We start from the raw sequence: 11,167 nt of genomic DNA, 5'->3' as shown, positions 1-11,167 counted from the left end.
ACCTGACCCCATGCCGAACTCAGAAGTGAAACGCCGTAGCGCCGATGGTAGTGTGGGGCCTCCCCATGCGAGAGTAGGGAACTGCCAGGCATCAATTTAAGACCCGTTACCGGGTCGTGACCTTCCCTGTGACGCGGGAAGGGCGAAACACCTGAAATCAGAACGATTGTCTGATATCAGTACAGAATCGGTGGAGCGGTAGTTCAGTTGGTTAGAATACCTGCCTGTCACGCAGGGGGTCGCGGGTTCGAGCCCCGTCCGTTCCGCCACCCTAATTAGGGGCGTAGTTCAATTGGTAGAGCACCGGTCTCCAAAACCGGGTGTTGGGGGTTCGAGTCCCTCCGCCCCTGCCAGAAAATAATCCTTTGCTTCGGCAAAGGATTTTTTTTGTCCAAAATTCGGCAGTGAAATGAGTTTGAGTTTCACTGTGATCCACTCAAACTCCCTCATTTATTATCTTATTGTGTCAAAACCGGATATTTAAGCAGCTGACGAATGTGACTTTGCTGATCGCTATTCTGCAGCCACACCGCATATAACGGTCGCACGGCGACGGGTGTATCTGGAATAACCATCAAATCACTATAAATGCCGTGCCAAAAATCAGGTAAAAAGGCACAAGCACCGGTGGTATGCAGTAATTCGCGTGTTAAATGTGCGGATGTGGTGGTTAATACGGGAACATCATCACTGGACAGATAACTTTCATGCTGATGAAAATCTGCGCCCCATTCCAGCTTGATATAGTCATATTTTTCACGCTTCTCGGTTTTACGCGCCCGGAATAATGCGAGCGAAATATGCCCTATTTGCTGGCTGGTTAACTCATCCATTTTTGGCGCTTCAGTTGTGATCAACAGGTCCAACTGACGTTCATGCAATTGCTTAACCAGTAAATGTCGCTGGGCGATACGTGCCTCGAGATGAAGGCTTTCTCGATTCTCATAAAGTGTTTGCAACCAGGGAGTTAAGTACGCTTCCCAAAGGGATGCGCTACCTCCTATTGAAAGCTCATGATGCTGTTGTGCATGCGAAACTTCCTTTTTGGCCATCAGCCAGGTGCTCATCAAGCTTTCGGCATAGGGTAATAAACGCTCGCCTGCTGAAGTCAGCCGGATGTTATTACGGTGACGAGTAAAAAGGTTTACGCCCAGCTGATTTTCCAGCTGACGAATGCGAAAACTAACGGCAGATTGCGTGAGGTAAAGCGCTTCAGCAGCACGCCCGAAATGGCGTGTTCTGCTCACTTCGAGGAAAGTTTTCAGTAATTCCGTATCCACTGCATTCTCCCAAAAATTGTTTGTCGTACTGATTTAAATGTTTTGTTTTACACTCTGTCAAGCCTATCTAATACTCCGCGCCATAAATAGCACGGCCATATGAGAGTCAGGAGCGTGTAAAATGGCGGATAGCTTCGCAACAACGAATCGTTTCTTTGATAACAAACATTACCCACGTGGTTTTTCGCGTCATGGTGATTTCACCATTAAAGAAGCTCAGCTTCTGGAGCGCCACGGTTACGCCTTTAATGAACTGGATCTCGCTAAGCGTGAACCCATTACAGAAGAAGAGCGTTCATTTTTAGAAGTATGTCGTGGTCTTCGTGAGCCACAAACGGAAGCTGAACGTGTATGGTCGAAATATACCGCACGTATCAAGCGACCTAAGCGTTTCCATACGCTATCTGGCGGCAAGCCGCAGATGGATACGGTGGAAGATTTTAGCGATAGCGATGATTAAGAATAGCGGGGCTTATATAAGCCCCGTTTTTTATTCCAGAGTCTTGTGCAGATAGATCATTAAGCGGTCGATACTGCGATATCCCACCGCTTCCTGCAAATGACTACGAGTAATCTGCTCTTCACCTGCTAAATCAGCGATTGTCCTGGCCACCTTTAAAATCCGCTGCCAGGCGCGTACTGAAAGCCCCAACGAATTCAACACTTCTTCCAGCCATTCAGCATCCTGTTGCTTCAATGGACACCAGCGTAAAATCTCTGGGTTAGAGAGATGAGCATTCACTTTTCCGCTGCGTGCTGTTTGAATCTTTCGTGCGGCGAGGACGCGAGTTAAAACTTCAGCGCTGCTTTCGCTGACTTGTTGTTTCTTACTTAGCGATCCACTGGGCAGAAGTGGGACCTCTAACGATAAATCAAAGCGATCGAGAAAAGGTCCTGATAACCGATTGAGATAGCGCAACACTTGCTGAGGTGATGAGCGATTATGGTTGCCCTGATAATGCCCGGTCGGGCTGGGATTCATCGCGCCGATCAATTGAAAGCGCGCGGGATACGTCACTTTAGCGCGCGTGCGTGAAATGGCGATTTCCCCGGATTCAATCGGTTCGCGCAAAGCATCAAGCGTTCTGCGCTCGAATTCTGGCAGCTCATCGAGGAATAACACGCCATTGTGTGCCAAGGAGATTTCTCCCGGCCGCGGCAAGGAGCCGCCCCCAACCAGCGCATAGAGTGATGAACTGTGATGAGGCGCTCTGAACGGCCGTTTGCGCCACTGATGATGGAGATTGCCACTGCTTACCAGACTGGCGATAGCGGCGCACTCCAGCGCTTCCTGGTCGTCTAACGGTGGCATGATACCGGGCAGACGCGTCGCTAACATGGTCTTGCCGGTGCCAGGCGGCCCAATCAGTAATAGGTTATGCCCGCCAGCTGCGGTGATCTCCAGTGCACGTCGGCCCTGATCCTGGCCAATGATATCGCTGAGGTCCTGCTTTTCCTGTTCAAGCGTTTCGGGCTGATAATGCGCGACAGTGAGAGTGGTTTTGTTATGGAGAAACGCACAGATTTCTACCAGATGTTTGCCAACCAGCGTCTCGCCTTGTTGAATCAACCCTACATCCTGTTGATTCTGTTCAGCTAACACCATTTGTCTGCCTGCTTGCAGTGCCGCCATCGCAGCTGGAATAGCGGCCTGAACGCCACAGAGCGCGCCGTTAAGTGCTAACTCACCCAGGAATTCAAATTGCCCCAGTTTTGCGTCTGGCAGCTGCTCAGAGGCCGCCAGAATGGCGATAGCGATGGGGAGGTCATAGCGTCCGCCCTCTTTTGGCAGATCGGCAGGCGCCAGATTGATGGTGACGCGTTTCGCCGGGAAGGTGAACCCGCTATTGATAATCGCGCTTCGCACCCGTTCCCGCGCTTCTTTTACCGTGGTTTCAGGCAGTCCAACCAGCGTCAGGGCCGGTAAGCCGTTGCTGATGTGCACTTCCACCGTCACCAGCGGAGCCTGAACACCCAGCGCAGCTCGTGTTAATACCTTCGATAAAGACATAACCGCTCCTTGTTGTCCTTATCATCAAAGCAGCCAGACAGATGAACAATGGCTTACTGCTCAACTTCAGAGCCAGATTCCTTACATTCCCTGATAATTGCCGCTCTTTCACTGAAAATCAGAGCTTGATCGTAAACTCCAAATGAAGATTACGACGCGGGCGTTATGAATTTTTATCACAAATGTAAATAACCTTTTATTTACAATGTGATAACGGCGGGCCGCCAGCGGCATCATAAAATTTTCCAATGAAAATTATTGTCAACGACACGCTAACTATGGTAACTCTGTAGGTATTACTTCGAACAATCGAAAAAACAAACAACACATGAAAGCCCTTCTACAAGTGATTAGCCTAGTCGTGATTAGCGTGGTGGTGATTATTATCCCACCGTGCGGGGCATCGCTTGGAGAAAGAAAGGCTTAAAAATCAAGTCTGGAATTCCAAAAACCCCCGCACCGAAAGGTCCGGGGGTTTTTTTTTGACCAGGCTAAATATCAGCAAATTAGCGAGGAACAGATTATGAGCAGTAGCATAAAATTCTGTTGTTCCCCTAGGAATACAGGAGAATAACCATGACAGGTGCACAGTGGGTAGTTCAGGCTTTACGCGCGCAGGGTGTCGATACAGTGTTTGGCTATCCTGGCGGCGCAATCATGCCAGTGTACGATGCGCTCTACGATGGCGGCGTGGAACACCTACTGTGTCGTCATGAGCAAGGTGCGGTGATGGCTGCTATCGGTTATGCCCGCGCAACCGGCAAGACTGGCGTATGTATCGCCACTTCGGGGCCCGGCGCCACCAACCTGATCACCGGTTTGGCGGATGCGATGATGGATTCGATCCCGGTAGTGGCGATCACCGGCCAGGTATCATCGGCCTTCATCGGCACCGATGCCTTCCAGGAAATAGACGTTCTTGGTTTATCGTTAGCCTGCACCAAACACAGTTTCCTCGTTGAATCGCTTGATGATTTACCCTCTGTGATGGCAGAAGCTTTTGCCATCGCGCAATCGGGTCGTCCCGGCCCGGTACTGGTCGATATCCCTAAAGACATTCAGATCGCCAATGGCGAACTGACGCCTCATCTGCTGCCAGTTGAGGAAGAAATCGGCCACTCCGCGCAGCACATTGCAGAGGCGCGCACATTGATGGCGCAATCGCATAAGCCGATGCTGTATATCGGTGGCGGCGTGGGTATGGCGCAGGCGGTTCCAGCCTTACGTGCCATGGCGCAGGAAACCGGTATTCCGATGGTTTCTACGCTGAAAGGTCTTGGCAGCGCGGATGCCAGCAGCGATCTCTATCTCGGGATGCTGGGCATGCACGGCACCAAAGCCGCTAACCTCGCGGTACAATCCTGTGATTTGCTGATTGCGGTTGGCGCGCGTTTTGACGACCGCGTTACTGGCAAGCTGGACACCTTCGCGCCGCACGCCAGCGTCATCCATATCGATATCGATCCTGCCGAGCTGAACAAACTGCGCCGTGCTCACGTTTCACTACAAGGCGATATGAATCAGGTGCTGCCGGCACTGAGCATGCCAATGCACATTGATGGCTGGCGCAAAGAAGTCAGCGCGATGAAAAGCGAATTCGACTGGCGCTACGATCATCCCGGCGAAGCGATTTATGCGCCGTTGTTGCTGAAGCAGTTGTCTGACCGCAAAGCGGACAGCGCCGTAGTCACCACCGATGTAGGTCAACACCAGATGTGGGCCGCTCAGCACATGAGTTTCACCGCGCCAGAAAACTTCATCACCTCGAGCGGTCTCGGCACTATGGGCTTTGGCCTGCCGGCGGCGATTGGTGCGCAGGTGGCACGTCCAGATGACACAGTGATCTGCGTGTCTGGCGATGGTTCTATCATGATGAACATTCAGGAGCTGGGCACCATCAAGCGCGGCAAGCTGCCGGTGAAAATTCTGCTGCTGGATAACCAGCGTCTCGGCATGGTGCGCCAGTGGCAGCAACTGTTCTTTGATGGTCGCTACAGCGAAACCATTCTGACCGACAACCCCGATTTCCTCACGCTGGCCAGCGCGTTTGATATCCCAGGCCAGCGCATTAGCCGTAAAGATCAGGTCGACGCCGCCCTCGATGCTCTGCTGAACAGTGAAGGTCCTTACTTCCTGCATGTTTCGATAGATGAGCATGAAAACGTCTGGCCATTGGTACCGCCAGGTGCCAGCAACGCAAACATGATGGAGAAAACCGCATGAATCAGCATCAATTGTCTATCGAAGCCCGCTTTCGTCCTGAAATATTGGAGCGCATTTTACGTGTCGTGCGTCACCGTGGTTTCCAGGTGTGTGCGATGAATATGGCCACCGCGGTCAATGCGGAGAACATTAATATCGAAATGACCGTTGCCAGCCAACGCTCAGTCGATTTACTGTCTTCGCAGTTAAGCAAACTTATGGATGTCGCTTGCGTCGAGATCCAACAACAGACAACACAACAAATCCGCGCATAGTCGCCAAAGGAAAAAGCAATGAGTACGAAGAAAGCAGACTTTATTTGGTTCAATGGTGAGATGGTTAAGTGGGAAGACGCCAAGGTCAGCGTTATGTCTCACGCCCTGCACTACGGTACTTCTGTGTTTGAAGGCGTGCGTTGCTACGACTCACACAAAGGTCCAGTGGTGTTCCGCCACCGTGAGCATATGAAGCGTCTGCATGAATCCGCTAAAATTTATCGTTTCCCGATTAAAGCCAGCGTTGATGAGTTGATGGAAGCGTGCCGCGAAGTGATCCGCGTGAACAAACTGAAAAGCGCTTATATACGTCCGCTGGCCTTCGTGGGCGACGTGGGTCTGGGTGTGAACCCGCCAGATGGCTACACCACCGATGTAATCATCGCTGCCTTCCCTTGGGGTGCTTACCTGGGCGCTGAAGCGCTGGAAAACGGTATCGATGCCATGGTTTCTTCGTGGAACCGCGTTGCACCAAACACCTTGCCAACCGCCGCGAAAGCGGGTGGTAACTATCTCTCCTCTCTGCTGGTAGGCAGCGAAGCGCGCCGCCACGGCTATCAGGAAGGTATCGCGCTCGACACCAACGGCTATATTTCAGAAGGTGCTGGCGAAAACTTGTTCGAAGTGAAAGATGGCATTCTGTTCACGCCGCCGTTCACCTCTTCAGCGCTGCCGGGCATCACCCGTGACGCCATCATCAAGCTGGCACAAGACATGGGTATCGAAGTGCGTGAGCAGGTTCTGTCGCGCGAATCCCTGTATCTGGCCGACGAAGTCTTCATGTCAGGTACTGCAGCGGAGATCACCCCGGTGCGCAGCGTCGACGGCATTCAGGTCGGCGAAGGTAAACGTGGTCCGGTCACCGGTCGTATCCAGAAGGCATTCTTTGGCCTGTTCACTGGCGAGACGGAAGACAAGTGGGGCTGGTTGGATCCGGTTAACGCATAACGAGATTTTTTGCGGGCGTCAGATGGCGCCCGCAACCTTATTATTACTGGAGTAAATAGAGCATGCCTAAGTACCGTTCCGCCACCACCACCCATGGACGTAACATGGCCGGTGCCCGTGCCTTGTGGCGCGCGACAGGAATGACCGACGACGATTTCGGTAAGCCGATTATCGCCGTGGTCAACTCATTCACCCAATTCGTACCGGGCCACGTGCACCTGCGCGATCTTGGCAAACTGGTTGCTGAGGAAATCGAAGCAGCCGGCGGCGTGGCCAAAGAGTTCAACACCATTGCGGTGGATGACGGTATCGCCATGGGTCATGGCGGCATGCTGTATTCACTGCCTTCACGTGAGCTGATTGCCGATTCAGTGGAGTACATGGTCAACGCGCACTGCGCCGATGCTATGGTATGTATCTCCAACTGCGACAAAATCACTCCAGGCATGCTGATGGCGTCACTGCGTCTCAACATTCCGGTGATCTTTGTGTCTGGCGGTCCGATGGAAGCCGGTAAAACCAAACTGTCTGATCAAATCATCAAGCTGGATCTGGTTGATGCAATGATTCAGGGCGCCAACCCGAACGTCAGCGATGCCGACAGCGATCAGATCGAACGTTCTGCTTGTCCAACCTGCGGTTCCTGTTCCGGTATGTTCACCGCCAACTCGATGAACTGTCTGACCGAAGCGCTGGGCTTGTCGCAGCCGGGTAACGGTTCACTGCTGGCCACACACGCCGATCGTAAAGAGCTGTTCATCAATGCTGGTAAGCGCATCGTTAGCCTGACCAAACGCTACTACGAGCAGGATGACGTCAACATGCTGCCGCGTAACATCGCCACCAAAGCGGCGTTCGAGAATGCGATGACGCTGGATATCGCTATGGGCGGTTCCACCAACACCGTTCTGCACCTGCTGGCAGCGGCGCTGGAAGGTGAAATCGACTTCAACATCTCCGATATCGATCGCTTGTCTCGTAAAGTGCCGCAGCTGTGTAAAGTGGCGCCAAGTACGCCGAAATATCACATGGAAGATGTGCACCGTGCGGGTGGCGTTATCGCCATTCTCGGTGAGTTAGATCGCGCCGGTTTAATCGACACCAGCGCGCGCAACATCTTGCAGCAGAGCATGCGTGAAACCCTGGATCAGTACGACATCATGCTGACCAAAGATCAGGCGGTGAAGGATATGTTCCGCGCCGGTCCTGCTGGTATTCGTACCACCAAGGCGTTCTCGCAGAACTGCCGTTGGGACACGCTGGATGATGACCGTACCGATGGTTGTATTCGTACACGCGAACACGCGTACTCGCAGGATGGCGGCTTAGCTGTGCTTTACGGCAACATTGCCGAAGATGGCTGTATCGTTAAAACCGCGGGTGTAGACAAAGAGATCCTCACCTTCAAAGGCCCGGCGAAAGTGTACGAAAGCCAGGATGATGCAGTTGAAGCGATCCTTGGCGGTAAAGTGGTAGCCGGCGACGTCGTGGTGATCCGCTACGAAGGACCGAAAGGCGGACCGGGCATGCAGGAAATGCTCTATCCGACCACTTATCTGAAATCCATGGGCCTTGGCAAAAGCTGCGCACTGATCACCGATGGTCGCTTCTCTGGCGGCACGTCAGGCTTATCGATTGGTCACGCCTCTCCGGAAGCGGCGAGCGGCGGCACCATCGCGCTGGTGAAAGATGGCGACATGATTGAGATCGATATCCCCAACCGTGGTATCAAGCTGGCGGTACCGGATAACGAACTGCACGCCCGTCGTGAAGAAGAGCAAACGCGCGGCGATGCGGCTTATACCCCGCACGGCCGCGTACGTGAAGTCTCCTTTGCCCTGCGTGCCTATGCATCACTGGCGACCAGCGCAGACAAAGGCGCGGTGCGCGATAAGTCCAAGCTGGGAGGCTAACCGATGGCTGAGTCTCAACCGCTCTCCGCGACGCCAAACGGCGCGGAGTATTTGCGCGCCGTGCTGCGTTCACCGGTGTATGAAATTGCCCAGGTGACGCCGCTGCAAAAAATGGAAAAAATTTCATCGCGTCTTGGCAACACCATTCTGGTGAAGCGTGAAGATCGTCAGCCGGTGCACAGCTTCAAGCTGCGCGGGGCTTACGCGATGATTGCCGGGCTGAACGAAGAGCAAAAAGCGCGCGGCGTGGTCACGGCTTCGGCCGGTAACCATGCGCAGGGCGTGGCGCTCTCGGCCAGCACGCTGGGTATCAAATCACTGATTGTGATGCCGCTGGCCACGGCAGACATCAAGGTTGATGCAGTACGCGCATTTGGCGGTGAGGCTTATCTGTTTGGTGCCAACTTCGACGAGGCGAAAGCCAAAGCGATTGAGCTGGCAGAGCAGCAGGGTTACACCTTCGTTCCTCCGTTTGACCATCCGGCAGTGATCGCCGGGCAGGGCACGCTGGCGATGGAGTTGCTGCAGCAGGACGCGCATCTTGATCGCGTCTTCGTGCCGGTCGGCGGCGGTGGTCTGGCGGCGGGTGTCGCGGTTTTGATCAAGCAGCTGATGCCGCAGATCAAAGTGATTGCCGTGGAATCGGAAGATTCAGCCTGCCTGAAGGCCGCGCTGGAAGCAGGTGAGCCGGTGGATTTAGCGCGTGTCGGCTTGTTTGCGGAAGGCGTAGCGGTCAAACGCATCGGCAGCGAAACCTTCCGTCTGTGTCAGGAGTATCTCGATGACATCATTACGGTGGATAGCGATGCGATTTGCGCAGCGGTGAAAGATCTGTTCGAAGATGTGCGCGCCGTGGCGGAACCTTCCGGCGCGCTGGCGCTGGCGGGTATGAAGAAATACATCCAGCTGCACGACATCAAAGGTGAGCGCCTGGCGCACGTGTTGTCGGGTGCCAACGTCAACTTCCACGGCTTGCGCTATGTCTCCGAGCGTTGCGAACTGGGCGAACAGCGTGAAGCGCTGCTGGCGGTCACCATTCCAGAACAGCAGGGCAGTTTCCTCAAGTTCTGTCAGACCATCGGCGGGCGCTCGATCACCGAGTTCAACTATCGCTACGCCGATGCGGATAACGCCTGCATTTTCGTCGGCGTGCGCTTAACGCGCGGGCTGGAGGAGCGCAGTGAGATCATCAGCCAATTGAGCGAAGCCGGTTATAACGTGGTGGATCTGTCTGATGACGAAATGGCCAAGCTGCACGTGCGCTACATGGTGGGCGGACGTCCATCCAAGCCGCTGCGCGAACGCCTGTTTAGCTTTGAATTCCCGGAAGCACCGGGCGCGCTGCTGAAGTTCCTGCAGACGCTGGGCGCGCACTGGAATATCTCGCTGTTCCATTATCGCAGCCACGGCACCGATTATGGCCGCGTGCTGGCGGCATTTGAAGCCAACGATCAGGAACCGGATTTCGAAACCCATCTCACCGCGCTGGGTTACGAATGGCATGACGAAGCGAGCAACCCGGCGTTCCGTTTTTTCCTCGCCGGGCAGTGATTACAGCTGGTGCCAGAACGCATTGATAAGCGGCTCTCCGAGCCGCTTTTTTTGTACGCAAACGCCGAGTTCCAGCGGTGCGACAGACTCCACATTCTCCAGCGTTAACACGCGATTGCGCACCGGTTCCGGGCTGTTCTCCAGCACCACATCCGGCAGCAGCGCAATACCACATCCCAGCGCCACCATTGACACAATCGCCTCATGACCGGAAACCGTGGCATAAATCTGCGGATTGGGAATGCGCTGGCGGCGGAACCATAAATCGATGCCGCGGCGTGCAGGTCCTTGTTCCGGGAGGATAAACGGAATTTGCGCCCAATCGGGTTGCTCCTGCGTCGCCTGATTGCGCACCGGGCAAGGCAGCGCCGGGGCGATCAGCACCAGCGGAATCAGGCCCAGTGGCGTAAAATCTATGCTGGCCGGCAGCGATTCTGGGCGACCGGCAATGGCGAGATCGGCCTCGCCGGACTGCACCATCTCAATCGCATCGGCGGCATCACCGGTGGTGAGTTTGATCTCTACCTGCGGATGTTCAGCGCGAAAGCGATCAAGAATCGGCGGCAGATGGCTGTAAGCGGCGGTTACCGAGCAGAACAGGCGCAGTTCGCCGCTCAGCGACGGGCCGTTAAGATCCATCACATGGCGTAACTGCTGATACTGCAGCAACGTCTGCTGCGCAAACTGGCGCAGGCGCTCACCGGCTTCGGTGAGCGTGACGGTGCGGTTATCACGCAGGAACAACGCGTGACCGACATCCTCTTCCAGGCGCTGAATCTGGCGCGAAAGAGTTGAAGGGCTGACGTGCATGGCACGCGCGGTGCGGCCAAAGTGGCAGCTTTCAGCCAGATGGAGGAAGAGTTTCAGGTCTCGTAAATCCATGCGCGTATCGCCTCAAGGTTATGTTGCAAATTATGCAATGTGACCTTGCTAATATATCAATTTAAGCAACGGAATTCCTGTCATATGATGGGGTCATTCGCGGCG

General features: G+C 54.2%; 10 protein-coding genes, 2 tRNA genes and 1 rRNA gene. 10 read left to right on the top strand and 3 right to left on the bottom strand.

The window, feature by feature from the left end; genetic code table 11:
* From rrf to DEU53_RS16045, 3 genes are all read left to right on the top strand, one after another.
* A 5S ribosomal RNA gene (gene rrf, locus DEU53_RS16055) occupies window positions 1-90 on the top strand; the annotation flags it as partial.
* Window positions 91-192: 102 nt separating this feature from the next.
* Window positions 193-269, top strand: a tRNA-Asp gene (locus DEU53_RS16050).
* 8 nt (window positions 270-277) lie between these two features.
* Window positions 278-353 (top strand) — tRNA-Trp (locus tag DEU53_RS16045).
* Window positions 354-458: 105 nt separating this feature from the next.
* On the opposite strand, the gene hdfR is transcribed toward DEU53_RS16045, so the two are convergent.
* On the bottom strand, window positions 459-1,280 hold the full coding sequence (gene hdfR / locus DEU53_RS16040; RefSeq protein ID WP_110867718.1) for an HTH-type transcriptional regulator HdfR: 822 nt from the start codon (window positions 1,278-1,280) through the stop codon (window positions 459-461).
* Between the two features lie 121 nt (window positions 1,281-1,401).
* On the opposite strand from hdfR, the gene DEU53_RS16035 reads away from it, so the two are divergent.
* Entirely contained in the window at window positions 1,402-1,740 is a 339-nt protein-coding gene (locus DEU53_RS16035; RefSeq protein WP_008106616.1) for a DUF413 domain-containing protein, read from the top strand.
* 30 nt (window positions 1,741-1,770) lie between these two features.
* Here DEU53_RS16035 and DEU53_RS16030 read toward each other — a convergent pair whose 3' ends face one another.
* On the bottom strand, window positions 1,771-3,291 hold the full coding sequence (locus DEU53_RS16030) for a YifB family Mg chelatase-like AAA ATPase (protein ID WP_110867717.1): 1,521 nt from the start codon (window positions 3,289-3,291) through the stop codon (window positions 1,771-1,773).
* A gap of 328 nt (window positions 3,292-3,619) precedes the next feature.
* Between DEU53_RS16030 and ilvL the strand changes: the two genes are divergently transcribed.
* The 6 genes from ilvL to ilvA all read left to right on the top strand — a co-directional run bounded on the left by ilvL (window position 3,620) and on the right by ilvA (window position 10,180).
* Window positions 3,620-3,718, top strand: a complete 99-nt coding sequence (gene ilvL, locus DEU53_RS16025) for an ilv operon leader peptide (protein WP_071531048.1) — start codon at window positions 3,620-3,622, stop codon at window positions 3,716-3,718.
* 149 nt (window positions 3,719-3,867) lie between these two features.
* Window positions 3,868-5,514: an acetolactate synthase 2 catalytic subunit gene (gene ilvG / locus DEU53_RS16020; RefSeq protein WP_110867716.1), complete on the top strand. Its 1,647-nt coding sequence runs from the start codon at window positions 3,868-3,870 to the stop codon at window positions 5,512-5,514.
* Window positions 5,511-5,768, top strand: a complete 258-nt coding sequence (ilvM, locus tag DEU53_RS16015; RefSeq protein WP_101762784.1) for an acetolactate synthase 2 small subunit — start codon at window positions 5,511-5,513, stop codon at window positions 5,766-5,768. Before ilvG ends, ilvM begins: the two co-directional genes overlap by 4 nt.
* Window positions 5,769-5,786: 18 nt before the next feature.
* Window positions 5,787-6,716, top strand: a complete 930-nt coding sequence (locus tag DEU53_RS16010) for a branched-chain amino acid transaminase (RefSeq protein ID WP_007888821.1) — start codon at window positions 5,787-5,789, stop codon at window positions 6,714-6,716.
* Window positions 6,717-6,778: 62 nt separating this feature from the next.
* Complete coding sequence (gene ilvD / locus DEU53_RS16005; protein WP_110867715.1) at window positions 6,779-8,629, top strand: dihydroxy-acid dehydratase; 1,851 nt, start codon at window positions 6,779-6,781, stop codon at window positions 8,627-8,629.
* A 3-nt stretch (window positions 8,630-8,632) separates the two neighbouring features.
* The gene (gene ilvA, locus DEU53_RS16000; protein WP_101762783.1) at window positions 8,633-10,180 is read left to right on the top strand and encodes a threonine ammonia-lyase, biosynthetic; all 1,548 of its coding nucleotides are present in this window, start codon (window positions 8,633-8,635) and stop codon (window positions 10,178-10,180) included.
* Here the strand turns inward: ilvA and ilvY are convergent, their stop codons facing one another.
* On the bottom strand, window positions 10,181-11,062 hold the full coding sequence (gene ilvY / locus DEU53_RS15995; RefSeq protein ID WP_110867714.1) for an HTH-type transcriptional activator IlvY: 882 nt from the start codon (window positions 11,060-11,062) through the stop codon (window positions 10,181-10,183).
* Window positions 11,063-11,167 lie beyond the last annotated feature (105 nt).

Source organism: Pantoea sp. AG1095, assembly GCF_003208415.1.
In the GTDB taxonomy this organism is placed as follows: Bacteria; Pseudomonadota; Gammaproteobacteria; order Enterobacterales; family Enterobacteriaceae; genus Pantoea; species Pantoea leporis.
This window is presented reverse-complemented; position numbering and strand designations above follow the sequence as displayed.

Coding starts and splice junctions, on each gene's coding strand:
- DEU53_RS16030 (WP_110867717.1), bottom strand. CDS start 3,291: ATGTCTTTATCGAAGGTATTAACACGAGCTGCGCTGGGTGTTCAGGCT.
- ilvA (WP_101762783.1), top strand. CDS start 8,633: ATGGCTGAGTCTCAACCGCTCTCCGCGACGCCAAACGGCGCGGAGTAT.
- DEU53_RS16010 (WP_007888821.1), top strand. CDS start 5,787: ATGAGTACGAAGAAAGCAGACTTTATTTGGTTCAATGGTGAGATGGTT.
- ilvG (WP_110867716.1), top strand. CDS start 3,868: ATGACAGGTGCACAGTGGGTAGTTCAGGCTTTACGCGCGCAGGGTGTC.
- ilvL (WP_071531048.1), top strand. CDS start 3,620: ATGAAAGCCCTTCTACAAGTGATTAGCCTAGTCGTGATTAGCGTGGTG.
- ilvM (WP_101762784.1), top strand. CDS start 5,511: ATGAATCAGCATCAATTGTCTATCGAAGCCCGCTTTCGTCCTGAAATA.
- ilvD (WP_110867715.1), top strand. CDS start 6,779: ATGCCTAAGTACCGTTCCGCCACCACCACCCATGGACGTAACATGGCC.
- DEU53_RS16035 (WP_008106616.1), top strand. CDS start 1,402: ATGGCGGATAGCTTCGCAACAACGAATCGTTTCTTTGATAACAAACAT.
- ilvY (WP_110867714.1), bottom strand. CDS start 11,062: ATGGATTTACGAGACCTGAAACTCTTCCTCCATCTGGCTGAAAGCTGC.